A 24,642-nucleotide genomic window follows, 5' to 3' on the forward strand; every position below is an offset into this window, starting at 1 on the left:
GTGCGGTGCGGGCTGCATTCGCTCTCCACAAAGCCCGGCGAGCGTGGCACAAGCGTCAGCGATGAAGGCGATGATCCTCCACAACCCGCGCTGCTCCAAGTCGCGCGAGACGCTGGCCCTGCTGAACGAAGCCGGTGCGGACGTGACGATCGTCAATTATCTGAAGATCCCACCCGCCGCCGACGAACTGCGTCGCCTGTACGCCAAGGCCGGGCTGTCGCCGCGCGACGGGCTGCGCAAGGCGGAGGCCGAAGCGAAGGCACTGGCCGACGCCGACGATGCCACGATCCTCGCCGCCATGGCCGCCAACCCCATTCTGATCGAGCGGCCCTTGGTGGAGACGGCCAAGGGCGTCGTGATCGGCCGTCCGCCGGAAGCCGTGCGGGGCATCCTGTGAACGCTGCCCATAATTTGAGCAGCGCATGGCATCATGCCCGCTTTTCAGGCGCAATCATGATCGATTTCTTACCCTCTCACGAGGGAAAGGCAGTTGGCACGATCCCTGCTACGCGCAGGGTCGGGCGAGGGTTCGAACAACATCGGGGGCAGTCAGGCTCGTGAAAAAGATTGAGGCGATCATCAAGCCGTTCAAGCTCGATGAGGTGAAGGAGGCGCTGCATGAAATCGGCGTGTCCGGCATCACCGTCACCGAGGCGAAGGGCTTCGGCCGCCAGAAGGGCCATACCGAGCTCTATCGCGGTGCCGAATATGTCGTCGACTTCCTGCCGAAGGTGAAGCTGGAAGTGGTCGTCGAGGACGGCCTGGCCGAACGCGTGGTGGAGGCGATCGCCGCCGCCGCGCAGACCGGCCGCATCGGCGACGGCAAGATCTTCGTGATCCCGGTCGAGACGGCGCTCCGCATCCGCACCGGCGAACGCGACGACGCGGCGATCTGACGCAACCCTGATTTACCCGTACCGGGCTGACATCCGGCCCGACTAAAACCGTATCACCGCCCCTGGCCTGTCGCCGGGGACGGGCAAGCAGAGAGAGAATGACACATGGCGAATACGGCCAGCGACATCCTGAAGCAGATCAAGGACGAAGAGATCGAGTGGGTCGACCTGCGTTTCACCGATCCCAAGGGCAAGTGGCAGCACCTGACCATGGTCGCCTCGATCCTGGGTGAGGATGAGCTGACCGACGGCCTGATGTTCGACGGTTCGTCGATCGAGGGCTGGAAGGCCATCAACGAGTCGGACATGGTCCTGAAGCCCGACCTCGACGCGGTGTACACCGATCCGTTCTCGGCGACCCCGATGCTGATCGTGTTCTGCGACATCGTCGAGCCGTCGACCGGCGAACTCTACGCCCGCGATCCGCGCTCGACCGCCAAGCGCGCCGAGGCGTTCGTGAAGACCACCGGCATCGGCGACACCGTCTATGTCGGTCCGGAAGCCGAGTTCTTCATGTTCGACAATGTGCAGTTCGACACGAACTATGCGTCGTCCTACTTCAAGATCGACGATATCGAGCTGCCGACCAACACCGGCCGCGAATATGAGGGCGGCAATCTCGGCCACCGTCCGCGCGCCAAGGGCGGCTATTTCCCCGTCGCGCCGGTCGACTCGGCCGTCGACATCCGTGGCGAGATGGTCTCGACCATGCTCGAAATGGGCCTGCCCTGCGACAAGCACCACCACGAGGTCGCCGCCGCGCAGCACGAGCTGGGCATGACCTTCGGCACGCTGACCCAGACCGCCGACCGCATGCAGATCTATAAGTATGTCGTGCATCAGGTCGCGCAGGCTTACGGCAAGACCGCGACCTTCATGCCCAAGCCGATCAAGGAAGATAACGGCTCGGGCATGCACACCCACTTCTCGATCTGGGAAGGCAAGACCCCGCTGTTCGCCGGCAACGGCTATGCAGGGCTCTCGGAAACCTGCCTGTACTTCATCGGCGGCGTCATCAAGCATGCCAAGGCGCTGAACGCCTTCACCAACCCGACCACCAACAGCTACAAGCGCCTGGTGCCGGGTTATGAAGCGCCGGTGCTGCTCGCCTATTCGGCGCGCAACCGCTCGGCCTCGTGCCGCATCCCGTACGGCACCGGCCCGAAGTCGAAGCGCGTCGAAGTGCGCTTCCCCGACGCGCTGGCCAACCCGTACCTTGCCTATGCGGCACTGCTGATGGCGGGTCTGGACGGCATCCAGAACAAGATCCATCCGGGCGAAGCGATGGACAAGAACCTGTACGACCTGCCGCCCGCCGAACTGGCCCAGGTCCCGACCGTCGCCGGTAGCTTGCGCGAAGCGCTCGACTCGCTGGCCGCCGACCACGACTTCCTGCTGAAGGGCGACGTGTTCACTAAGGACCAGATCGAGAGCTATATCGAGCTGAAGATGCACGAAGTGATGCGCTGGGAAATGACCCCCAGCCCGGTCGAATACGACATGTACTACAGCGGCTGATCCAGCCCCTGCACGATGTCACTACGGGGAAAGGGGCCGCAAGGCCCCTTTCTTTTTTGCTTGAATGACCAATACCCGCCCGGGAAGATGGTTCGCAAACTGGGACAGCATAGACCGATGTCGAAGATCATAGTGGCGGGACTGGGATGGGTAGCCTTGACCGGCGCGACACTGCCGCCCGAAACCGCCCTCAAGAAGCTGGATTTCTGTGCAAGGCTGGCGGTCAATATCGGCGTCGACAAGCCGGCAGCCCCCGATGGTCGTACCGAATGGACCATCAATGCGATGAACTTTGGACAGCGCTTCTTCTTAGGCGGCACCGCCGCCACGGGCGTCAGCGTCACCCCCATCGAACCCGCAACCGTGGATGACTATCGCCGAGCCGAAGACATGTGTGGGCCAGATGGCAAGGGCGCGATCTGCAAACTGGTCGGCCCGATGAACTTCCGATTCCTGTGGAAGGGCAACAGGGTCATCACGCCGATAGCGGCTGGCGAAAAGGCGACGATCTGGGTCAAAGGTCTCAAGACGACCTGTCGAACCGAAGCCTGAGCGGCGGTGTGGATCGCGCGGTGCGCCGAGTGATCACAGACCGCGCCGATGACAAAAGGGAAGTACCAAGGTCATGTTGATTTGGCTTGCCGCAATCGCTTCTATTTCCAGCTACCCGGCAGCATTGGAGCCTGTTGGCCCATAGGACGCTTCGGCACCCTCCAATGAGTAACTTCACTTACGAAAGGTCGATGGCGATCATAAAATCTATATCGCGCTCCAAGGCAAATCCAAGACGTAACCGCCCAGGCAGGTAATCAAAATATCATAATCATCGGCGCGAATCCGACTGAAGCCAAAATACTTTCTTTTTTTGGCGACAAATGCCGGAAGAGCTGATGCCCTCCCCATCATTCTTCACGAAACACATAAATGCCATTTCATCAGCCGTCACGAACCTGTAATATTATTTGATGGGGGTTACAGAATTACCCCGCTTACCAACCCCCTACCGACCTGCCTGCCGTTCTGAGGCTGGAAACGCAATCTGGAGGGCGGATCGGATTTGTTCGCCGCCAAACGCAACGAAGCCGTTCGCTATCTGAACCAGCTGGGACGCAGCTATGCGGCTCGACAGCTCACGCTGGAGGCCGTCGCACGATGGAATGGGGGGAGCCTGTCATCGTTGGGATGGCAATAGCTCGATCAGAAACCCTGACATGCTTTGCGCCCCCGGTACGGGCAACATAGGCTGGGACATGACGGATGCAGCCAATCAAGGGCGGACGCTTCAACAGTTGCCAGCACGTGATGGCGCGCGGCTGAACCAGCCACCTCGTCGGGGCGTCGACCGTTATCGATATTCAGGAGTCTGCTATGCGAATCGACTCGTTCGCTAACATGCTCAAGCTGTTTCTTGCGCCGTGCCTGGCGATCGTCAGCGCGTGTGGCACATCGGAATCGGAGGCCAATGCGGTTTCGGTTTCCACCGGCCGTCAGAACGGTGCTGCCCCAGCGACTCCATCGGCGGCCGTTACTCCGAGCGCCTCCAAACGCGACGATAGGCTGTCTCTTCCGGGTGGCGCTGCCGTTCCTGGCAAAGTCGATGAAAGCAAGGTGCCCAGGACGACCCGCGTGTCGTCAAGCTGCTCGCCCGGCATGGCAGCTTAATCGTCCTATCCGACACCTATCCCTTCAAACCGCAAGCTTTGGGGCGATGCCAGGCGGGCGGCGAGACATGGTTCCGCGTCCTCGACACCCGTTCACGGACCGAACGCTATGCGCGGATGGTCAACAGCGGCCTGGGAACGGAGCAATGGGGCGATCCCCCCGCGACCGTCTCTCCCGATGGCGCGACGATCACGCTCAATCTGTTGTCGGAACCGCCCGTCAAGTTGCAACTGACCGATGACGGGCATGTCCGCGCCGCCCCATAGGCTCGAATGCTCTGGCGTTCAGTTCGCCCCCGCCACCCGCTTGGCCGACAGGATCTTTACCGGCGCGGCCAGCATCTCGCCCTTGAACGGCCCCTTGGCGGGGTCGGCGGGCTGGTCGAGGATCTTGTGGATCACGTCCATCCCCTCGACCACATGGCCGAAGGCGGCATAGCCCAGATTGTCGCCCGGCTTGGACGGATCGGCGTCGAGCGAGGGCTGGTCGCCGACCATGATGGTGAAGTCGCCGCGCGCCGATCCGGGGGCCAGCCGCGCAATCGAGATGGTGCCGTCGGTATGCTTGATGCCGGTCTTCGTCGTCGGCTCATGCGCGATCGGGGGCAGGATGCGCTTGGGCTCGTTCTGGATACCGAACTGGACGAAACCGAAATCCGGCGCGACGCGGACGGTCCGGTAGAAGGTCACGCCGTCCAGCCGGTGCTGGTCGACATAGCGCAGGAAATTGGCGGTGGTGATCGGCGCATGGGTCCGGTCGAGGTCGATCACGACGGGTCCGAGGCTGGTCTGCATCGCGATGCGGACCATGACGGGTTTGGGCGCCTCGCTCGTCGTCGGTGCGGGCGGGGTCGCAGGGGCGGTCTGGGCAACGAGCAGGGCGAGGGGCAGGAGCGCGATCATCTGAGTCTCCGGGTGCGGATTTTGGCGGCAGGTTTGACGGGGTTTTGGGACGGGGTGAATCCCTTGGGCTTCGACTTCGCTCAGCCTGAACGGGGTTGGGGAATCAGCCGACCACCGCCGTTCCGCCTGAGCGAAGTCGAAGGCCACGCCATGACCTCACGGAATGAGAACGGTACTCCCCACGGTGTCCCCCGCCTCGATCGCGCGGTGCGCCTCCGCAACGTCGGTCAATGCGAAACTCTGGCCGATCTCCGGCGTGATCGCGCCCTTCTCCAGCATCGCGAAGACGCGCGCCATCAGGCTGCGCTTCTCCTGCGGCGTGACGGCATAGTCGAACAGCGTCGGCCGGGTCACGAACAGCGAGCCCTTCGCAGCCAGGATGCCCAGATTGACGCCGTCCACCGCTCCCGAGGCATTGCCGAAGCTGACCACCAGCCCGCGCCTTGCCGTGCTGTCCAGCGAGGCTTCCCAGGTCGCCTTGCCGACGCCGTCCAGCACGACGGGCACGCCCGCACCGCCGGTGATCTCGCGCACGCGGGCAGCGACGTCTTCCTGCCGGTTGAGGATGACGTGATCGGCACCCGCCGCGCGGGCCTTGTCCGCCTTCGCCTCGGACCCGACGGTGGCGATCACGGTCGCGCCGATCGCCTTCAGCCAACCGACTGCGAGATGCCCGACCCCGCCCGCCGCCGCATGAATCAGCACGGTCCAGCCGGGTTGCACCTTCGCGCACTCCTCGATCAGGAAGGCGGTCGTCGCGCCCTTCAGCAGGATCGCCGCCGCCGTCCGGTCGTCGACGCTGTCCGGCAACGGCACCAGCAAATCGACCGCGACGTTGCGCGCCGTGGCATAGGCGCCGCGCGCCGGGCCGAACACGCCGACCCGGTCGCCGACCTCAAAGTCGGTGACGCCCTCACCCACCGCCTCGACAACGCCCGCCGCTTCGGAGCCCAGCTTGCCCGGCAGCTCGATCGGGTACAGGCCGCTGCGGTGATAGGTATCGATATAGTTCAGCCCGACCGCATGGTGGCGCATCCGCACCTCGCCTTTGGCGGGCGGGAGCAGTTGCTCGTCACGCCACTGGATGACCTCCGGCCCGCCGGTCCGGTCGATATACGCGGTCTTTTCCATGGCGCTCACTCCTGTTCTCATTCGCGCGGGGCAACGCCTCAATAGTCCTTGGATATCCGCACATTCACATTCTGCCGACCCAGCGTCGAAATGCTGGAAAGCAGCGACAGCCAGCGCGTCACCTGGAACTCGATCTGGGTCGCGGAATAACCCTGCCCGTCGGTGATGATCTCGGCATAGAAGCGCCGGGTGATATATTTGCCCGCCGCGACCGAGGTGGCGCGGCCGATCTGGACGTCGGCGGGCAGCACGCGAAGCCGGTCCAGCCCCGCCGCGCGCCGCACCGCGTTGATGGGGTTCAGTCCGCCCCGGCCATCCTGGAGCGCGGCGACGGCGGCGGCCAGCTGCAACGCCTCGGGCGCGGACAGGCTGGCGATCGAGGTGCCGAAGAGCAGGCGTGACAGCAGCTCGTCATTGGGCAGCGCGGGCGTGCTGGAAAAGCCGATCTCGGGCTTCAACGCCGTGCCGGTCACGCGGATCGTCGCGCTCAGCCCCTGGACATTGGCATTGGCGGCGATGTCGAGCGCGGGGTTGGCGGGCACCTCTCCGCCGAAGCGGATGATGCCGCGCGCCAGATCGAAATCGCGCCCCGCAAATTCATAATCGCCGCGGATCAGCGTCGCCTGGCCGGTGATGGCGGGATTGTCGGGCGTGCCGCCGATCTTCAGGTCCGCCGACCACTCGCTGTTCAGCCCCAGGCCGGAGACGATCAGCCCGTTCGGCGCGCGGGCCTTTATCGCCAGCGTCCAGGGCTTGCGCGGAACATCGTCCTCCTCGCCGCCGCCGGGGATATTGATCTCGCGAATGTTGAGCTGGGGCACGGCGGTGGCCGCCGTCGCGCGGCCCAGCCGATAGCGGCTGCGGTTGAGCACCACATCACCCGCGATCGTGCCGCCCACCCCATCGGAGTGGAAGGTCAGCGGCCCCGTGACCGTCGCGCCGATATCGTCGCGGGCGATCATGACCGCATTGGCGGCGTTGAGCGACAGGTCCAGGCCGACACCCTTGGTGGCGGCGAAGTCGAACTGGCCGGTGCCGCTGACCCGTCCGTCCTTGCCCGCCTGCGCGGCGAAGCGGTCGATGACGAGGCGCGATCCACCGAACCGGCCACTGGCCTGTACGTCGGTCAGGACAGTGCCGGTCGTCGCACTCTCGATCCGCGCGCCGACCGCCTTCACCGCCCCCCGGATGACGGGCTGACCCAGCGATCCCGTCACGTCCGCGCCGATCGCGACCGGGCCGGACAGGTCGAACATCTCGACCCCGGTCAGCCGCCACAGCGTATCGGCAGGCCCGGCATAGCGAAGCTGCGCGATCAGCCGCCCCCCCTGAATCCGGCTGGCCCAGTCGCCCGCGCCACCGGGCACGATGAGCGCCTGTCCACGGCCGATGATCTTGCCCCCCGACGCCATCACCGCGCGCACGCCCAGCCGGTCGGCGGACAGCACGCCCGCCACGCCCATGTCGATCGGACGCGAGTTCAGGACCAGTCCCGCACGGGTCAGCCCACGGATGGTCAGGTCCGCCTTGCCGGTCGGCGCGCCCATCGCCTGCCGGATGGTCAGCGTGCCGGTCGCGGTGCCGCCCAGCCCTAGACCCGGATAGCCGATGTCGAGCACGGCGAGCGGCATCCGCGTCAGGCTGGCCTGGATCTCGCTCGCGTCGCGGTCGAACCGGCCAGCCAGCTTGGCCTCGCCGCCCGCAAAGCTCAACCGCGTCGGGGCGAGCGCCCAGCCGTCACCGTCGCGGGTGACGATGGCGGGGGACAGCAGCTGCAGCGGCCGCCGGTCGAGCGTGCCCTGAGCGGTGGTCGAGAAGCGGTCGGGCGCAACCTGCGTCACCGTCTGGATCGAAAAGGCACGGCCACGCGATCCCGAGATTCCGACCCGCACTTCGCCATTGCCGCCGCGCATCCGGGCGGTGCCGGTCAGCTGCGCGATGTTGAACGCGCCGTGCCGCAGCCCTTGCGCATTGGCCGTGCCCTCGACCGAGGCTCCGGCGGGATCGAGCAGCGCGATCAGGTCGACCCGGCCCTGACGGACGGTCACGCCCGAAATCTGCGCCTGCCGGGCGGCCAGATGCGCCTCGATCCGCTGGACCTCGCCGACCGGGCGGAACAGCAGCTCGCCCGACAGGCCGCCGCTGCCCACGTCCATCCGTCCGGTGAAGCCGCCCGGCACGACGGTGAGCGCGCCGGTCGCGCGCGCGCCCGCGACCAGCAAGGGCTGGATCTGGATCACCGCATTCTGTCCACGCGGCAAGAGGATCGCACCGCTTGCCTGAAACGGCCCCAGCCGCGAGTCCCCGGCCGCGCGATAGGCAAAGCCCTGATCAGTCGGGTCGAGATGCGCGCGCACGTCGCGCAGGCCCATCGCCGCATTGGGCGAGGCGAGTTGCAGGTCGAGCGTCGGCTTATCGATCCGCCCGTCCAGCACCATCTGAACCGGACCATAGCGACGCTGCCGCCCGCCGCCGACGAAGCGGAAGGTGCCGTCGCGCCGCCGGATCGCCTCGCCGGTCAGCCGGATGTCGGGGCCGCTCAGCACCAGGCGGCGGAAATGGAAGACGCCGTCGGTCCCGCGCTCCAGATCGGTGGTCAGGTGCGGCAGCCCTCCCGCCAGCGAACGGAGAAAGGCGTTGTCGAGCCGCCGGACCTGCGCCTCACCGTGCCCGACGACACGCGTGCCATGGCCGTCCGGGCCGGGCACGGCGGTCAGCCGCGACTTCACGTCGACGATGCCGAGACCGGGGATCAGGTAACGCTGGAGCGCGCCGTCCAGCCCGACATCATAGCGCCCATTGGTCAGGTCGATGCGCAGGTTCAACCGCCCCGCCAGCTTGTCCGAGCGGAGCGCCAGCCCCTGCCCCAGGATCGCGCGCGGGGTGATGCGCAGGTCGCCCGCCGCGGTCAGCCGGTGGAGGATGCCCCCCGCCGCTTCCCCCACGCCGGTCACGCGCGTCGCGGTGAAGCGCACCGGCAGGGTCAGCGGCCAGCGGCCCTGCAACCGGCCCTTGCCCGCCGCGACCGCCTGCTCGAATCCGGTCTGGTCGAAGGCGAAACGTGTCGCCGCCAGTCGATAATCGAACGCCGCCCGGTCGAACGCGCCGTCGAGGCGCAGCGTCATCCCGATCGCCTGCCCGCTCATGTTGCGGAACAGCGCCTCGGGCCGGACCAGCTTGGCGTCGACACGCAAGCCCTCGAAACGGTTCGCACCCAGATCGACGATCCCCCGCGCCTTCAGACGCAATGCGGGCGAGCGCAGGACGAGCGCGCCGTTCAGCCGCCGTTCCGCGAAATCGGCCTGTCCGGCGACGATGACGCGTGGTGCGGTCAGCCGCTGGAGCCGCCCGCGCAGCACCAGCGACGGCGCGATCTGTCCCAACAGGGCATAGCGGCCCGCCTGGGCCGACAGGCGCAGATCGACCGCGCGCTGTCCGCCGATCCGGCCTTTCGCCACACCGTTCCAGCGCGTCCAGCGTCCCGCCCCGGCGATGTTGAGCGAGACAGGCGCACGAACGCCCGCCGCCCGGGCCAACACGCCATCCTTCACGCCCCATGCCTCGACCGCCAGATCGAAACGGTCGTGATCGGGCCGGGCATCGAGATGCAGGCGCAGCCGGTCGCTGCCCGCCACCACGCCGTACAGCGTGACGACCGCGCGGCCGCCCTGAATGTCCGCCCGCCCCTCGACCTTCGCCGCCCGCTCGCGCCCCAGCACCCGACGCGCGAGGACCAGCCGGTCGAGCCGCAGCCGATCGATGCGGATATCGAAATCGGGCAGGATCGGGGTCTGCCGCCCCGTGCTCCGGGTATGGGGCACATGGAACAAGGTCGCCGTCGCGGCCTCGACCCGGCGGATATCGAGCGTCCCGCGCGCCCAGTTCAGGGGCCGCCAGTCGAGCCGTGCCTGCGGCACCTGCACCAGCAGCCCGTCCAGGTCATAGACGCGCAGATCGACCAGTCGCATGTCGGAATAGAGCGACCCGTCGATCCGCCCGACCGAGAAGCGAAGCCCCGTCGGCGTGCGGATGGTCGCGATCCGGTCCGCGACCCAGCGATGCCCGATCGAGGTATCGACGATGCCCAACGCCGCCAGCACGATGCCGACCAGCGCCGCCACCGCGATGGCGATCGCGCGTCCCAAACGAAATGGCGCACGAACAGGCGGCGGAGCGTCCGTTTCCTCGGTCAAAACGCCTGTCCCAGCGAGACATAGACCGCGACCCGACTACTCCCCTTTTGCGGATTGAGCGGGGTGCCGACGTCGAGGCGGATCGGCCCGAAATTGGAATAATATCGCACGCCCAGCCCGGTGCCGAAGCGCAGGCCCGTCAGGCGCGGCAGCGGCGAGGTGGAGATATTCCCCGCATCCAGGAACGGCACGACGCCGAAATTCCCGAAGGTGCGGACCCGCGCCTCGATCGAGAATTCGGCCAGGCTCCGCCCGCCGATCGGGTCATTGTTCGCATCGCGCGGCCCGATCGCCTGGAAACCATAACCGCGCACAGAGGCACCGCCGCCCGCATAGAAACGCCGCGACGGCGCGATCTGGTCGCGCGGCGCGCCCAGGATCGTGCCCAGCCGGGTCCGCGCCGCCAGCACCACCCGCTCGCCGAACGGGTGATAGAGGCTGGCGTCGATCTGGGTCCGGGTATAGCCGAACACGCTGCCCTGCAGCGATACTTCGGGGCTGATCCGCCCGCCCAGGCGAAAGCCGCGCGTCGGGTTGAGCAGATCGTCCGAGCCGTCATAATTGAGGCTGGTCGGCAGCGCGCCGATGAAGAAGGTCCGCCGGCGCGGCTGGCCCGTACTCTCGATCACGTCGCGCTCGTCGGAGGTCAGCAGTTCGCCGCCCAGCGACCAGGTCCAGGCCTTCTGGAAAAAGATGTTCGTCTGGCGCTCCAGCCCGGCCGACAGGGACAGCGTCTTGGCCTCATAGGCGTCGCGCAGGATGTGCGCGGCCGAAAATTGCGCGGTCAGCACCCGGTCGCGACCCTGGAAGTTGTTGCGCCGGAATACCACCGCGCCCAGCTGTTCGCGGGTGCCGAGAACGCTGCGCAGGGTCAGCGCGCCCTCCGGCGGGAAGAAGTTGCGGTCGGTCCAGTTTACCGTCGCACTCGCGCCTTCGCCGGTGCCGTAACCCAGCTCGCCCGCGATGGTGTGCGGCGGCGCAGGCTCCAGGGCGACCGCGACGTTCACCGTCTCGGGCGTGTCGCCGGGCACCGGCTTCACGTCGACCGATGACACCAGCCCGGTCTGCACCAGCGCCCGGCGCAGATCGTCCAGCCCGGCGGAGTCATAGGGCTGGCCAGGCGAGAAGCGGGCAATCTCCTGAACATGTTTGGCGTCGAACAGCCTGTCGTTGGCCATGACGATCCGGCCATAGCGGCGGGACGAGCCGGGATCGACCGACAGGTCCAGCGTCGCGGTGCGCGCGGCGCGGTCCACCACGATCTGTGGGTCGCCGACCTTGGCGAAGGGGAAGCCCTCCTCGCCCACCACGGTCTTCAGCCGCGCCTCGCCAGCGACGATGCTGTCGGCGTTGACCGGATCGCCCGGCTTGATCCCGAACGCCTTTTCCAACGGCGCGGCCTTGTCGCCTGCCGCCTTCACCCCATCAAGCGTCACGCCCGCAAAGCGATAGAGATTGCCCGGCACGGCCTCCAGCAGGACGGTCGGCTCGTTGCCCGGCTCGATCCGGCTTGTCACCTGCGCGTCGTAATAGCCCGCCCCGCGCAGCAAATTGGTCAGCAGCTGGGCATCCTCGCGCGCGCGCCGGTCGAGCTGCGCGGCATTGGCGGGTTCGCCGTCATTGGCGTCCAGGGTGGAGAGCTGCTCGAAACGCTGGCGGACCAGTTCACCCGCGCCCTTGATCCCGTCGACACGCCAGCGATAGCGCCGCTCCGCCGCCGCATCGACGGTGGCGACGATGGTCGCCATCGCGTCGCCGGGCGCGGTCGCCAGGTCGGGCCAGGCGACGCCGATCTCCGGCAAGGGCGCCAGCGGGGCCGAGGGGTCGAGCATGGTCGGATCGTCGGGCAGGTCGCTGCCCGGTATCGTTTGCGCCGTGGACGGCGGCGGGGTGGCGGGGCTCGCGACCTGCACAGCCGCAACGGCGGGCCAGCCCGCGCCGCCAAGACCCATTGCCAAGCATATGATGGCGACCGAGCGGCGCGGCCGCCCGACGCGGACCATCATGCGCCAATCCCTAGCCGCGCGGATGCGACAGCGACACCCCAAAGCACCATCATCTGGACAGATTTGCCGATCCGGTCGTCGCGAAGCGCTTCGCGTCTGCCGGGCACGCCGCAAATACACCTTTCACCTCATCGTCGCCCGCATCTGCGATGGAGCACGGTATCGAGCATCGGCCGGCGAAGGTGAAACATCCGTGGTCGAGCGGCCAGGGCCTGCCCCGGCGAAGGCCGGGGTCGGACAGCGGCGGGAATCTGTGCCTTCGTCGAGGTGATGCGCCTGGCATCATCTTTTCGTCCATCCAGAAACCGTCGCTGCCATGGCATGGCATATGCCGTTATCGGGCGGATTGCGGCGATCTGGGTGCAGCCCTTGGCCTCACTCGCCCCATCGCCTCGCGGTTTTTCACCGCGACGGCATTCGGCATGGCCAAAGGCCGAGCGGCCGAAGGATCGGTCGACCATCCCGGGCCATACCATGGGCGAGCCCCCACCCTCGCTCCATCCGTTCCATCATCCTGCGTGTCGAATTCCCCGCAGCGAGGGGCCGCCCTTGCTGCGGGAAAATACCGGGCCTGATGGCGATCATCGTCTGGGCGTGGCGACATCATGCGCAGGACGCAGCCGATCGTCCGCCTCACGCCCGCCGCCGGAGCGACCTTATCCGATGGCGGCCCGCCGATAACGGTGGTCGTCCAGGCTGGCGATATTCGTCACGCTCCGTCCTCCATGATGGGCGATCGAGAAGCGCGCCATCTGCCGGGAGAGTTCGTCGGCCTCCCCCGCCAGGCTGCGGACCGCCGCCGTCGCCTCCTCGACCATGGCGGCATTTTGCTGCGTCACCATGTCCATCTGCCCGACCGCGATATTGACCTGCTGAAGCCCGCTGCTCTGGGTTTCGGCGGAAACGGCAATGTCGTTGATCAGATGGTTGATCTCCGTGATGCGCGTCACGATGCGCGCCAGCGCCTGGCCCGTTTCGTTGACCAGGCCGACCCCCGCATCGACCTGCTCGGCGGACACCGAAATACGCGCCTTGACGTCCTTGGCCGCATCGGCCGATCGTTGCGCCAGCGCGCGAACCTCCGAGGCGACGACGGCAAAGCCCTTTCCGGCATCACCCGCCCGCGCCGCCTCGACCCCGGCGTTCAGCGCCAGCAAATTGGTCTGGAACGCGATGCCGTCGATGACCGAGATGATATCGGATATCTCGGTCGAGGCACGCTCGATCCCGTTCATCGCGGCCACCGCATCCTCCATGATCCGGCCGGAATGCTGCACCTCGTCCTTCGCCTGGCCGACCATCTGGCGAGCCAGCCCCGCCTGCTCGGCCGTCTTGCGCACGGTGGTCGTGATCTCGGCCATCGCGGCGGCGGTTTCCTCCAGGCTGGCCGCCTGCTGCTCGGTCCGCTGCGACAGGTCGTCGGAGGCCTGCCGGATATCCGATGCCCCCTCGATTATGCCGCCGGTCGAGGCCGAGACCTGGGCCATGGCGGCCTGCAGTGCGTCCGCCGCCCGATTGAAGTCGCGCTTGATCGCAGCGAAAGGGCCGTCGAGATCGCTATCCAGCCGGGACAGCAGGTCGCCCTCCGCCAATTTGGACAGGGCCGCCCCCACGCTGTTGACGATCAGCCTGGCCTGCGCGTTCTTGGCCTCGTCCGCCGCCAGCAATCGCCCGCGCAGATTGTCGAGCGCGGCCGCCAGCTGCCCGACCTCGTCACGCCGGTCGACATCGATCGACGTCACGGCCATGTCTCCGCTCGCCAATGCCGTAAGGCCATGGGTGACGGCGTTCACCGGCCGGGCAATCTGCCGGACCAGCAGGACGAGGATGGCGATGGCCAGCAACAGACTGACCAGCATGCCCCCGAAAATCGCGCGGGAGATCATGACGAAGGCCGCTTCCTGCGACGCCTGCCGTTCGGCCAGCAGCAGGTTCTCGGCGGCGATCACGGCTCCCGCCTGCGCACGCAGCCGGTCCATCAGCGCCTTGCCGAGCCCCTTCGCCGCGCTGGCCCGCGCTTCCGCCTGGGTCGCGGGCGCGGTCATCAATGCGATATTGGGCTTCGCCACCTCGTCGCGCCAGCGCCTGGCCAGCGCATCGACATCGGTCAGGCGAGCCTGCTGCCCCGGATTGTCGCTGGTCAATCGGCGGGCTTCCGTCACGGCGCGGTCGAAGTCCGACGCCCCCTGGTCATAGGGCGCCAGAAAATCCCGGCGGCCGGTCAACAGATAACCGCGAAGGCCCGTCTCCTGATTGATCATCGCCTCGACGAGTTTGTTCGAGGCCATGATGACCTTGTACGTATGCTCGTTGATATTCGTCGTTTCGCGAACCTGATTCTTTTTGGCGTATATGACAAGGTTCGTCGCCAAAGTTAGCGCCAGAATAACCCCCAAACACAGGGCAAGTTTTCTTACCATTGTAAGGTTATCGAAAAAGCGCATAAGATCATGTTCCGGTGATATTCGCCTCCTGCCATACGCAGACATTTGGCGACAAGCTGACTAGGGGCCATGATCCTGGATCTTGAGCACCGATGACGCCAAGGCGAGCATATAGGGCACCGATCCCAGTCACGACGGGCAGGCTGATAGGAAGCACTCCGTTAAGAAGCGGTATACATTCTTCAAATGCGCCAATTCTCAAAATTCCCGTACATCCTGATCGACAGTTATTTTAGGGAACCAAACAGCACTTCACGCATTTCATCCCGTTTTCTTTAAAACAGCCTACTCCATCATCACAATTGTAGGTAAAATGACTACCGTTGCAGAGCGGTTCAGTAGCCTGCAGCGGACACTTGATCCTGATAGACGGCCAGCGTTCTGGCCAGCGCAGCCTGGTCGGGCATCATGCGCTCGACATTCTGCTTCAGCTCGTTTGCGAGCGCCTGCGTGGTCGGGAGGGCATGTGGCCGGGTTTCCCCCAAGGCATGAAGCACCTTGAAGGTACGAATGGCGCCCTCCCGCATGATCGGTGCGAAACCGGCACGGATCAGATCGTCGACGGAAGGATGCGGCCCATAGACCGGCGGCTGCTCTTCGTCTGGAGATGGCGGCTGCGCGGGCATTTCGCTGAGGGTTCCGAGCAGCGCGTTCAACACCTCGATCGCGGCACCCGGATCATGGGTCTCGGGCGCCAGCACGTGTCCGGCAATCTCGCCCAGGGCGATCTGCCCCAGCCGAGGATCATGGTCGAAATCGCGATGCCGCTCGATGACGAAGGCCCCCGACAATTCGTCATCCAGGTCGGCATGACCGCCGACCGCCCGGAGCAGCGGACGCCCCTTATGTGCCAGGGCGCCCGGAATTGCGCTCGACGGCCGGTCGCCCACCCTGATGGGGATCTTTCGCGAATGTCACGATCGCGGATCGTGCCACATTCCCGGCCCGGTCGATCACGTCCGACATGCGCCCGAAAGCGGCGGGATGGGCGATCCAGCGCAACAGGGTCACGGGCACCGGCACCACGAGCAAGACCGTGGAGATCAGGAGCAGCACGCGCCCCTTCGACGCCATAGAGCCGTGTTTGCAGGCCGATGATGCCGACGACGGAAAAGATGAAGGCGCCCAGAAAGGTCGACAGCGCATTTTGCGACATACGAGATCAGCTGGTCAGGCTGATAAGGGCCGCACGAAACCCTATTTTCCGGGCGATCGATGGAGCAGCCATCCGATACGGGCCTTGGAAATCATGGGGGTCCCTCGCCTCCTTTCGCCGCCTGCGCGCCCCGGGTTGAAGATGATCGTCGCGCCCCCGCCCCGGGTTCCCGCAGCGTCGGACGCGATCAAATGCCGACGGCCGGCCATCAGATATCCGGCAGTTCATACGCAAGGGACGGACATTCGGCTCAAGGGCCTTTGCGCGATGGGCGGTTCTCCCATGGCTCGCCGGGCGCGCTCCCGTGGAAACCGCTCACGGCTTTACCGTTGCATCGCGCCGACAAACCGATGCAAGGCTTGTGAATCAAATAGTTACAGGGGGCAGCGATGGTGAAGGCTTGGGGTTGGCTGCTGGCCGCTGCGATGATGACGGTCGGGGTTCCTGCCCTTGCCGAGGACGAACCCCGCTTCTGCCCCACCAGGCCGAACCTGGGCGGGTCGAGCTGCACGACCGAGCCGGGGCGGGTGCATTTCGAGGTATCCACGCTGGACTGGCAGCGGGACGACCAACCTGATCAGCGTGAAGACCATATCGTCACCGCCGACATCCTGACCCGCGTGGGTATCGGCAAGAATACCGAGCTTCAACTCGACTGGGTCGGCTATGGCCGCGACCGGACACGCGACAAGGCCACGGCCATGGTCGACACCGCCACGGGCACCGGCGATGTGACCTTCGCGGTCCGCCAGCATCTGGCCGGGCAAAAGGGCAAGCCTTTCTCGGCGGGCGTCCAGGCCTTTGTGACCGCGCCAACGGGGCGCTATCCGATCGGCGCGGGGAGCTGGTCGACGGGGATCATCATCCCGGTCCAATATGAGCTGACCGAAAAGCTGGCGATCGCCGTGACGGGAGAGGCGGATGCGGCGGCGAACCGGTCCGGCATGGGCCGCCACCTCGCCTATAACGAGATCACCGGCCTGCGGTACAAATTCACCGAAGCGGTGACGGCCACGGCCGAACTGTCGCTGGAACGCGACGACGAACCGGATCAGCATGAGACGCTGGCCCTGGCCGCCCTGTCGGCGGCCTGGCGGCCGACCAAAGTCCTTCAACTCGACATTCTGGCGGCGACGGGCCTCAACCCGGCCGCGCCCCATCTGCGTCTGGTCACGGGCGGCGCCATTCTATTCTGATCCTCTTGCGGAAGCGCGCGATCCGTCGGCACGGGGCGGCGGCGATGGCATGGCTGAGGAATGCGTTTGCCCGATCGGGAAGGTCGTGCGTTCACCCGGCTCCAAAAAGCTGAAGAAGGACAGGATGATGGATTTAGCCGCCCAAACCCGCCGCCGCGAGATCGCGACCGAGCATCTGCTGTTCAAGACGATGGAATATGTCGAGGCCCGGCATCCGGGCCTGCTCGACTTTCTCGAGGCCAGCCTCGATCATCTGGGCGATCCTTCGGACGGTCCGGACAAGGACGACGCGGCGGTTCGGGAGATCGCCCGGCGCATGATCGCCGGCGCGCGGCGCGAAGGCGCCTGAGCCAGCCGGATGGCCCTGCACTTCGTGGGTTTTCGCGGCGACGAATATGCCCGCGCGGTGCGGGTCTTCGGCCCGCCGGACTTTGTCCATATCGGCTGGGACCGCTGGGCGAAACTGGAGATACAGCCCGACGACATGGCGGTGTTTGCCACGGGAACGGCAGAGGACGAACCCTCCCTCTACAGCTTTCCCGATATCCGGGAGGCGTGAGGTCGGCCACCGGACAGACTTCGGAGCGAAACCTGGCGGAGACGTGGCGCACGGTCGTCAGAGTCGAGGCGGTCGCACGCGCTCCGCATCCGGTCGCCAGAGCGGCGCGTCCACGTCGATACGGTCTCGCTTCACGCCTGACGTTAACGATCAGGGAAATGGGAGGGCGCGACACGCCCCCGCCGTTCACCATGCCCTTGCGCCGGAAATCGCCACTGCCCTCGGTACGGGATGGATCGGCTGCCGCCATAGCGGGCGATATTAACCACATCTCTTAACTGTCCATTTTAGGCAGTGGTTTAACTTATGTTCCTAACGCCGCCGGTCTGGAGGACCGATGCGCTTTCTAACCTGCCTCGCCTATGACCATGATCTCGGTCTGGTCGTGCTTGCCGCGATATTCTGCCTGACGGGATCCGCGGTCACGATAAGACTGCTCCAGCGGCTGCGCTCCGCCGATCCGGGCACCTTTCTGGCCTGGGTGTTCATGGGCGGCGTATCGACCGGCGCGACCATCTGGTGCACGCATTTCATCGCGATGATGGCGTACCAGCCGGGCGTGGCGGTCGCCTATGACCCGCCGCTCACCGCCCTGTCCCTTGTTATCGCCATCTTCGGCAGTTCCGTCGCACTGGCCGTCGCGGCCCGTCGTCGGAGGTTTGCCCCGGCGGCGGGGGGCATGCTCTTCGGCCTGGCGGTCACCGCGATGCACTATACCGGCATGATGGCTTTCGCGGCCAGGGGGCTGGTGGAATGGTCGCCAGCCTATGTGGCCGCGTCGATCCTGTTTTCCATTCTCTTCGGGGCGCTGGCGTTCAGCCGCGCCCTGTCGGGCGACGAGCGGGGCAATCCATGGCCTGCCACCGCGCTCATGGTCACGAGCATCGCCCTGCTTCATTTCACGGGCATGGCGGCCCTGACGGTCATTCCCGTCGCCCCGGACCTGGGCCAGGCGGACAGCCAGAGCGCCACGATGATCATGGCGTTTGCGGTGGCGGCGGTCGGGCTGTTGGTGCTCGGCACGGGGTTTGCCACTTCCGTACTCGATACGTCGGCGCATATAGCCTCGCAGCGTCGCCTGGCCCAGGTGATGGAGGGCAGCGTCGATGCGATGATCGTGGAAAGCGGCGGCGTGATCGTCGCCGCGAACGGCGCCTTCACCGATCTTCTGGGCACCGACGACGATGTCCTGGGCCAATCGCTGCATCGCTGGGTTTCGGACATCGGGTCGGTCAGGCCCGGTTCGCTCGCGCAGCGCACTCTGCAAGCCGTCGACGGCACCCCCATCCCCGTCGAGATCGCCCTTCGCGTCGATACGAGCGAGACGAAATCCCACATGATCTACGCGCTTCGCGACGTGCGTCAGCGACTGGCGCAGGAGCGGCGCATCGCGCATCTGGCGCGCAATGACGGCCTGACCGGATTGCCCAATCGCGCATCGTTTCTGGAATGGTCGCATCGCCAGGCGGCACCGGAAGGACCGGGGCGTCCGCTGGCCTTGCTGTCGATCGATCTCGACCGGTTCAAGGAAGTCAACGACACGCATGGCCATGCTGCGGGGGACCATCTGCTGGCGACGATCGGCATGCGGATGAAGGCGCTGACGCGGCCCGGCGAGTTCCTGGCCCGGCTGGGCGGCGACGAATTCGTCGCGCTCATCGGCATCGACAATCACGAGGATGCGATCGACCTGATCGATCGCCTGCGGACCGCGATCACCGTGCCCGTGGAATATGACCGCTCGACGCTGAGCTGCGGCATGAGTGTGGGCGTCGCGCTGTGGCCGCAGGATGCAAACGAGATATCGGCCCTCATCAACAATGCCGACCTCGCCATGTACCGGGCGAAATCCAGCATCGCGACGGATTTCTGCTTTTACGAGGAGGAAATGGACCAGACGGTCCGCACCCGCCGTCGTATCGCCACCGAACTGCGCGACGCGCTGGACCATGACCAGTTCGCCATCCACTGGCAGGTCCAGGCCTCGGTCGAGACGGGCGATATCACCGGATATGAGGCGCTGCTGCGCTGGACGAAACCCGACGGCACCAACGTTTCGCCGTTCGAGTTCATCGCCATCGCCGAACAGACGGGCCTGATCCTGCCGATCGGCGAATGGGTCCTGCGACGCGCCTGTCGGGAAGCGGCGACCTGGCCCACCCCGTGGAAGATCGCGGTGAACCTGTCCCCCGTCCAGCTCGGCCATGTCGACCTGCCCCGGCTGGTCCACCAGATCCTGATCGAAACCGGCCTGGCGCCCACCCGGCTGGAGCTGGAAATCACGGAGTCCGCGATGATCACGGATCCCGAGCGTACGACCCATGTGTTGCGCCAGCTGAAGTCGCTGGGGGTGTCGATTGCCATGGATGACTTCGGCACCGGCTATTCGTCGCTGTCGACGCTGCGTTCCTTCCCCTTCGACAAGATCAAGCTCGACCGCTCGTTCATGACCGAACTGGATATCGCGCCACAGTCGGCCGCGATCATTCGGGCGGTTCTGGCGCTGGGTGAAAGCCTGTCGATTCCCATCCTGGCCGAGGGCGTGGAGACGCCTTCGCAACTCGAATTCCTTCGCGCGGAGGGATGCAACGAAGCACAGGGCTATCTGCTGGGCAGGCCCGGATTGATGACGCCGGACCATGGCGTCGGGGCGCCGCGATCCACCCGACACGCCGCCTAGGTCTTCGGCCTGGGCGGCTGGCGCGCCGTTCAGACCATCGGAGCCGCCGCGCCATAGATCTGGCAGTCCGCGCGCTTGACGCCGGTCAGCTTGCCGTCGTTGCGCAGGGAATAGCTGTTTCTCTCGCGGACATTGAAGGCGATGACGCGCTTGATCCTCAGCTCGCCGAACGCGGCGGTGATCAGGCTGACCGGCGCGACGGGCTGGTAATCATAGACGACCTCGACCACCATCACGGCCGTGCCGCCCGCAGCGGCGATCTGGCGTCCGGACGTGCCGACGCCGTCGATGGTCGACGCGGTTTCCACCGCGCCATGATCGTCATTCGTCTTGTCGTCCAGATTGGTGATCGGGGCACCGGCACCGTTCATCGGACCACCGATCGATGACGGTGCCGCCAGCGCACCGGCGCAACGCTGCCACCGGAACCATTGGCGGTAGCCGTTGGGGTTGCTGGCCGAGACCGGCCCCTTGCCCCCCATTCCGGTGGTCGACGTCCGCTGCTCGAGGTCGGACAGGATGATCCGCCCCCTGGACGCCAGGGAGAGCGGCTCGCCCATCTTCATGGCGCCGATCATGATCTCCGTCACATCGGCCTCGTCGATCGAGGTGCGGACCCGACCGGCGTTATCGGCGACCGCCATCGCGATCTGCGAAATCCGCAGGTTCGCGGTGACGTAGTTGCCGATCTCGACCCCGCCCAGGCCGACGAACAGGATCACCGGCGCGGCAAGTGCAAATTCGATCATCGCCACGCCGCGTCGATTGCCCGCCACACATCTGAGCCGCCTGGCAAGGCACCCTACCGGCATCGGGTCACCGGCTCGGCCTGCGAGGCATAGGGCTGGTTTTTCAACATCGTCGTGGCGGTCAGCCTGGTCATCGCGCTCCATCCGATCAATCGGCTCATCGGCACGATCTCGGGATAGGTCACCGTCGCGGTGTACAGCACCACATCGTCGGAACCACCCGTCCCCGCCCGTGCGCCATCGGCATCCCAGACGCCGTTGCCATTGATGTCGAGGAAACAGTCCCCGGCATTATACTGGCCCAGCGGCGGCGTGTCGGTGGTGATCGGTTCGGGCTTGGCCACCTGCTGGAATTTGCCGTAGCTGGTGGGAACGACGATGACATCGGCGTCCCGCGAAATCGCCTTGACGCTGTCGGAAACCATCGCGGTCAACTGCGCAGACGTCGTATCGGTCCCGATCGTGACCCGCCGGGCCGCACGGTCCAGCGCATCCTGGACCTGCGTCGCGGCATATTGGCGGTAGCCCAGGTCGAACAGGCCGCACATGATCACGATGGCGGGCACCGAGATCAGGGCGAACTCGACGACCGAGGCGCCGCGGCGATCGCGGGCGATCCGGCGCAGCACGCCGCCCCGTCCCGCCCTCATTGGGTCAGCCTCAAGGCGCCGATATTCTTGCCGATTTCAACGAAACGCTCGATCAATGCCGCCTGGTTTGACGAGGTGGACGCCTGGCTGGGCGTGCTCGCACAGTTGGTCAGCGACGCATCGAGCGACGTGGCGAAGCCGATCACCCAAATGGAGTATCCCATGGACTTGGCCTGCGAGCACAGCAGATTGAAGCGCTGCTTGTGGCGGGCAAGCTGATCGGCTTCGTCGGAATAGTCGCCACCGGGTGTGACGCGACCATCGAGCCGCTCGACTCCATAGGACGAATAGAGGCCAGCATAGCCGGTATCGAACAGTCCGTCCGTCATGAAGATGATGTACTTCTTGACAGGCATCATGTTGTATTTTTCCGGATTCTTGCTGCCGAAAATTCCGCCGGACGAAGCCCAGCGCGCGCCCCACATCATCCCATTGTCGTGATAGGTGCCGCCGTCCGGGACCAGGGTGTTGAGATACCTGTTCAAGTCATCCAGCGTCCATCCCTGCATGGACGCGGCCGGAGACGGGCAAGCAACTTGCGGCTTGAAGCGATTGCTATAGGAACGCAACCTGTAACTGGTATATTCCACTTCCGGCCAATAGGGCTTCCATTTGGTTTCCGTACTGTTCGGTATCAGATCGATATTGAGATCGGTGGCCCCGACCGGAATTGCCGTATCGTTCGCCCCCATGCGCACCGTCTGCCGCTCTTCAACACATCCCGCCCAAGTGACGTTTTTGGGCGTGGTTTGGACCGGCGTATCGCCGCTGTCATCGGCCGTGCCGATCAGGTCCGCCACATTGACGCTTGCCCCCGACACATATCGCGAGGTGTCGAACGTCCGGGGAAGATACTGGAAATAGGTGCAGCGACGGGTCCAGGAATCGTAGCTGCCGTAGTAATAGTCGCAATAGTCTGAACTCATCCTCGCGGTCACGACCTGCCGGGATTGATAGGTCCATGGGCCGGACAGCATGTAATTGGGATTGGCCGCCAGGATCGCTTTGCCGATATTCACGGCGCTGGCATAGGGAACGACGCCATAGCGAAGACGCATGCCGGACGCCTCCAGCTGTTTCTGAACCGGCGCCAGCTGATTATATAGCGCCAGCACGGCCGAACGCAGCGCCTCGATCTTGGTCTGGGAGTCGCTGGGCGTCGCCTTGTCCCGCATCGAGCCGGTCGTATCCAGCACGAAGACGATATCCGTGTTCACGAAATCCTGGGCGGCGTTGCAGCTGACGCTCACCGGCAGCTCGGCGAAGCCGAATATCCGCATCAGCGATGTCGGGATCGTGGTCGCGGCATTGATGACGACCGTCGTCTTCGACGTCGTGGCGCTGGAGATGGAGGGCGCGAACGGCTTCGATCCGAACATGCCCTGTTGAAAATTGAAGTTGAAGAATTTGGCCGCCTCGGTCCGCACGCCGTCATCGACGGTTCCGCTGGTCATCGCGCGCCGACCGGCCAGCACCGCGGCATCGCACGCGATCTGCATCTGCTTGCGCGCCACATATTCGGTGCCCAGGTCGATCCCCGATCCCACAAGGGCCACCAGCGGGATGAGGAAAAACGCCCATAACAGCATGACGTTTCCGCGCCGATCGGCGGCAAGTCTGGCGAGAAGGGCGGATGCCGGGAAACGTGACGTGCGATGCCGTCGTCGAGACATTCCATGACAGGAGAATCGGCAGTCCATCCGTTCGCCCTATCGGCAGAACGTAAAGGGCAGGTTTATGGAAAGTCGATCATAACTCCTTCTGTCGGCGTCGCTATTTCACTTTACGCCGCCAAGGGGCGCACCCCCGCTCAATGGCTATTGGGACGGGTTCGCCCGCCCATCGCTACCTGCCGTATCGCTTTTCGTCGGGGCCAGGCCGGTTGCGTTGCCACCATGGCGAGCGTGACGGGGGCGAGCATGATGGGGCCGGGTGTGACGGCCGGGTTCGAAACAGGGCGTCGCCTCTGCCATGGGGGCCGCCACGTCGAAACAGTCGTTGCTCATGTCCCTCTCGTTCTGCGAGGCCATGGCAGGACAAGCGATCAGGCCGAGCGGGATAACGATCATCCATGTTCGGGAGCGGCGCATTCGAATCCCTTCTGAACCGAGTCCATGAGAGGGATGCCTGTCGCTCCAAAGGCCGCGACTGCCGACTTAAATGAATTTCACCTGCGGCGATGCGCCTTGGCCATGTCGCGGCTGTGGGGTTATGCCATGCGCCATGGCAGCCATTCTGGTCATCGAAGACGACGACGCCACCGCTGCGGCCATCATGGCCGAACTGGATCGGCACGGGCATAGCGCCAGCCGGGCGGCCGATGGCGATAGCGGGCTGGACCTGGCCACCCGTGAAGCCTTCGACGCGATCACGCTGGACCGGATGCTGCCCGGACTGGACGGCCTGACGCTGGTCGCCCGGCTTCGCGAACGGCATATCACCATTCCCGTCCTGATGCTTAGCGCCCTGAGCGACGTGGACGAGCGGATCGCGGGGCTGCGCGCAGGGGGCGACGACTATCTGACCAAGCCGTTCGACTTCGCCGAGATGGCGATGCGGGTCGAGGTGCTGCTCCGGCGGCGCGAACAGGCCGAGGCGGTGGTGCTGCGCGGAGGGGGGATCGAATGCGACCTGGTCCGCCGCACGGTCAAGGTCGACGGCGAGCCGGTCCGGCTGCTCCACATGGAGTTCCGCCTGCTCGAATTCCTGATGCGCAACCAGGGCGAGGTCATGACCCGACGGATCATCTTCGAGCGGGTCTGGGGCTATTATTTCGATCCGGGTGCCAATCTCATCAGCGTCCATATCGCCCGGCTGCGCAAGAAGATCGACCGGCCGGGCCGACCGTCCCCGATCCTGACGGTGAAGGGAGAGGGATATCTCTTCGAGGGCTGACTCGC

General features: G+C 65.5%; 19 protein-coding genes. 10 read left to right on the forward strand and 9 right to left on the reverse strand.

The genetic code is table 11. The features are described from left to right. The first annotated feature begins 61 nt into the window (after positions 1-61). The 5 genes from SP5_RS14570 to SP5_RS14590 all read left to right on the forward strand — a co-directional run bounded on the left by SP5_RS14570 (position 62) and on the right by SP5_RS14590 (position 4,342). Positions 62-397: an ArsC/Spx/MgsR family protein gene (locus SP5_RS14570; protein ID WP_042490092.1), complete on the forward strand. Its 336-nt coding sequence runs from the start codon at positions 62-64 to the stop codon at positions 395-397. A gap of 160 nt (positions 398-557) precedes the next feature. Further along, positions 558-896, forward strand: a complete 339-nt coding sequence (locus SP5_RS14575; RefSeq protein WP_007405799.1) for a P-II family nitrogen regulator — start codon at positions 558-560, stop codon at positions 894-896. A gap of 105 nt (positions 897-1,001) precedes the next feature. Continuing rightward, entirely contained in the window at positions 1,002-2,414 is a 1,413-nt protein-coding gene (gene glnA / locus SP5_RS14580; protein WP_042490094.1) for a type I glutamate--ammonia ligase, read from the forward strand. An 87-nt stretch (positions 2,415-2,501) separates the two neighbouring features. Continuing rightward, on the forward strand, positions 2,502-2,966 hold the full coding sequence (locus SP5_RS14585) for a hypothetical protein (RefSeq protein ID WP_245613506.1): 465 nt from the start codon (positions 2,502-2,504) through the stop codon (positions 2,964-2,966). 1,148 nt (positions 2,967-4,114) lie between these two features. Next, positions 4,115-4,342 carry a hypothetical protein gene (locus SP5_RS14590; protein ID WP_042490098.1) on the forward strand — a complete coding sequence of 76 codons (228 nt, stop codon included), beginning with the start codon at positions 4,115-4,117 and terminating at the stop codon, positions 4,340-4,342. Between the two features lie 18 nt (positions 4,343-4,360). Here the strand turns inward: SP5_RS14590 and SP5_RS14595 are convergent, their stop codons facing one another. From SP5_RS14595 to SP5_RS14620, 6 genes are all read right to left on the reverse strand, one after another. Beyond that, positions 4,361-4,978 carry a peptidylprolyl isomerase gene (locus SP5_RS14595; protein WP_042490099.1) on the reverse strand — a complete coding sequence of 206 codons (618 nt, stop codon included), beginning with the start codon at positions 4,976-4,978 and terminating at the stop codon, positions 4,361-4,363. Between the two features lie 156 nt (positions 4,979-5,134). Next, positions 5,135-6,109, reverse strand: coding sequence for a quinone oxidoreductase family protein (locus SP5_RS14600; protein ID WP_042490102.1), 975 nt, complete (start codon positions 6,107-6,109; stop codon positions 5,135-5,137). 38 nt (positions 6,110-6,147) lie between these two features. Continuing rightward, positions 6,148-10,302, reverse strand: a complete 4,155-nt coding sequence (locus SP5_RS14605) for a translocation/assembly module TamB domain-containing protein (protein ID WP_174435557.1) — start codon at positions 10,300-10,302, stop codon at positions 6,148-6,150. Continuing rightward, positions 10,299-12,308, reverse strand: a complete 2,010-nt coding sequence (locus SP5_RS14610; RefSeq protein WP_042490106.1) for an autotransporter assembly complex protein TamA — start codon at positions 12,306-12,308, stop codon at positions 10,299-10,301. The genes SP5_RS14605 and SP5_RS14610 overlap by 4 nt, the downstream gene beginning before the upstream one ends. Positions 12,309-12,964: 656 nt before the next feature. Then, positions 12,965-14,680 (reverse strand): methyl-accepting chemotaxis protein, encoded by a 1,716-nt coding sequence (locus SP5_RS18580; protein WP_052811567.1) that lies wholly within the window; start codon positions 14,678-14,680, stop codon positions 12,965-12,967. 407 nt (positions 14,681-15,087) lie between these two features. Continuing rightward, positions 15,088-15,642 carry a DUF2254 family protein gene (locus SP5_RS14620; RefSeq protein ID WP_042490108.1) on the reverse strand — a complete coding sequence of 185 codons (555 nt, stop codon included), beginning with the start codon at positions 15,640-15,642 and terminating at the stop codon, positions 15,088-15,090. A gap of 655 nt (positions 15,643-16,297) precedes the next feature. On the opposite strand from SP5_RS14620, the gene SP5_RS14630 reads away from it, so the two are divergent. The 4 genes from SP5_RS14630 to SP5_RS14645 all read left to right on the forward strand — a co-directional run bounded on the left by SP5_RS14630 (position 16,298) and on the right by SP5_RS14645 (position 20,343). Further along, positions 16,298-17,104: a transporter gene (locus tag SP5_RS14630; protein WP_042490114.1), complete on the forward strand. Its 807-nt coding sequence runs from the start codon at positions 16,298-16,300 to the stop codon at positions 17,102-17,104. Positions 17,105-17,228: 124 nt separating this feature from the next. After that, positions 17,229-17,453: a hypothetical protein gene (locus tag SP5_RS14635; protein ID WP_042490210.1), complete on the forward strand. Its 225-nt coding sequence runs from the start codon at positions 17,229-17,231 to the stop codon at positions 17,451-17,453. A gap of 9 nt (positions 17,454-17,462) precedes the next feature. Continuing rightward, positions 17,463-17,663, forward strand: a complete 201-nt coding sequence (locus SP5_RS14640; RefSeq protein ID WP_042490116.1) for a hypothetical protein — start codon at positions 17,463-17,465, stop codon at positions 17,661-17,663. A 337-nt stretch (positions 17,664-18,000) separates the two neighbouring features. Continuing rightward, positions 18,001-20,343, forward strand: a complete 2,343-nt coding sequence (locus SP5_RS14645) for a bifunctional diguanylate cyclase/phosphodiesterase (protein WP_042490118.1) — start codon at positions 18,001-18,003, stop codon at positions 20,341-20,343. Positions 20,344-20,372: 29 nt separating this feature from the next. On the opposite strand, the gene SP5_RS14650 is transcribed toward SP5_RS14645, so the two are convergent. From SP5_RS14650 to SP5_RS14660, 3 genes are read right to left on the reverse strand one after another with little or no spacing between them, the layout of a single operon-like run. Beyond that, on the reverse strand, positions 20,373-21,119 hold the full coding sequence (locus SP5_RS14650) for a TadE/TadG family type IV pilus assembly protein (protein WP_052811568.1): 747 nt from the start codon (positions 21,117-21,119) through the stop codon (positions 20,373-20,375). A 26-nt stretch (positions 21,120-21,145) separates the two neighbouring features. Next, positions 21,146-21,742, reverse strand: a complete 597-nt coding sequence (locus tag SP5_RS14655) for a TadE/TadG family type IV pilus assembly protein (RefSeq protein WP_042490121.1) — start codon at positions 21,740-21,742, stop codon at positions 21,146-21,148. Further along, positions 21,739-23,331: a Tad domain-containing protein gene (locus SP5_RS14660; RefSeq protein ID WP_052811570.1), complete on the reverse strand. Its 1,593-nt coding sequence runs from the start codon at positions 23,329-23,331 to the stop codon at positions 21,739-21,741. The genes SP5_RS14655 and SP5_RS14660 overlap by 4 nt, the downstream gene beginning before the upstream one ends. A 634-nt stretch (positions 23,332-23,965) precedes the next feature. Between SP5_RS14660 and SP5_RS14665 the strand changes: the two genes are divergently transcribed. After that, positions 23,966-24,637: a response regulator transcription factor gene (locus SP5_RS14665; RefSeq protein ID WP_042490123.1), complete on the forward strand. Its 672-nt coding sequence runs from the start codon at positions 23,966-23,968 to the stop codon at positions 24,635-24,637. Positions 24,638-24,642: the final 5 nt, after the last annotated feature.

This window comes from Sphingomonas parapaucimobilis NBRC 15100 (assembly GCF_000787715.1).
Classification (GTDB): domain Bacteria; phylum Pseudomonadota; class Alphaproteobacteria; order Sphingomonadales; family Sphingomonadaceae; genus Sphingomonas; species Sphingomonas parapaucimobilis.

Bases quoted from the DNA above. Each gene is read 5' to 3' on its own strand.
- SP5_RS14610 (WP_042490106.1), bottom strand. From the start codon at position 12,308: ATGATGGTCCGCGTCGGGCGGCCGCGCCGCTCGGTCGCCATCATATGC.
- SP5_RS14635 (WP_042490210.1), top strand. From the start codon at position 17,229: ATGATGGATTTAGCCGCCCAAACCCGCCGCCGCGAGATCGCGACCGAG.
- SP5_RS14600 (WP_042490102.1), bottom strand. From the start codon at position 6,109: ATGGAAAAGACCGCGTATATCGACCGGACCGGCGGGCCGGAGGTCATC.
- SP5_RS14630 (WP_042490114.1), top strand. From the start codon at position 16,298: ATGGTGAAGGCTTGGGGTTGGCTGCTGGCCGCTGCGATGATGACGGTC.
- glnA (WP_042490094.1), top strand. From the start codon at position 1,002: ATGGCGAATACGGCCAGCGACATCCTGAAGCAGATCAAGGACGAAGAG.
- SP5_RS14655 (WP_042490121.1), bottom strand. From the start codon at position 21,742: ATGAGGGCGGGACGGGGCGGCGTGCTGCGCCGGATCGCCCGCGATCGC.
- SP5_RS14570 (WP_042490092.1), top strand. From the start codon at position 62: ATGAAGGCGATGATCCTCCACAACCCGCGCTGCTCCAAGTCGCGCGAG.
- SP5_RS14665 (WP_042490123.1), top strand. From the start codon at position 23,966: ATGGCAGCCATTCTGGTCATCGAAGACGACGACGCCACCGCTGCGGCC.
- SP5_RS14660 (WP_052811570.1), bottom strand. From the start codon at position 23,331: ATGCTGTTATGGGCGTTTTTCCTCATCCCGCTGGTGGCCCTTGTGGGA.
- SP5_RS14585 (WP_245613506.1), top strand. From the start codon at position 2,502: ATGGTTCGCAAACTGGGACAGCATAGACCGATGTCGAAGATCATAGTG.
- SP5_RS14595 (WP_042490099.1), bottom strand. From the start codon at position 4,978: ATGATCGCGCTCCTGCCCCTCGCCCTGCTCGTTGCCCAGACCGCCCCT.
- SP5_RS14645 (WP_042490118.1), top strand. From the start codon at position 18,001: ATGCGCTTTCTAACCTGCCTCGCCTATGACCATGATCTCGGTCTGGTC.
- SP5_RS14640 (WP_042490116.1), top strand. From the start codon at position 17,463: ATGGCCCTGCACTTCGTGGGTTTTCGCGGCGACGAATATGCCCGCGCG.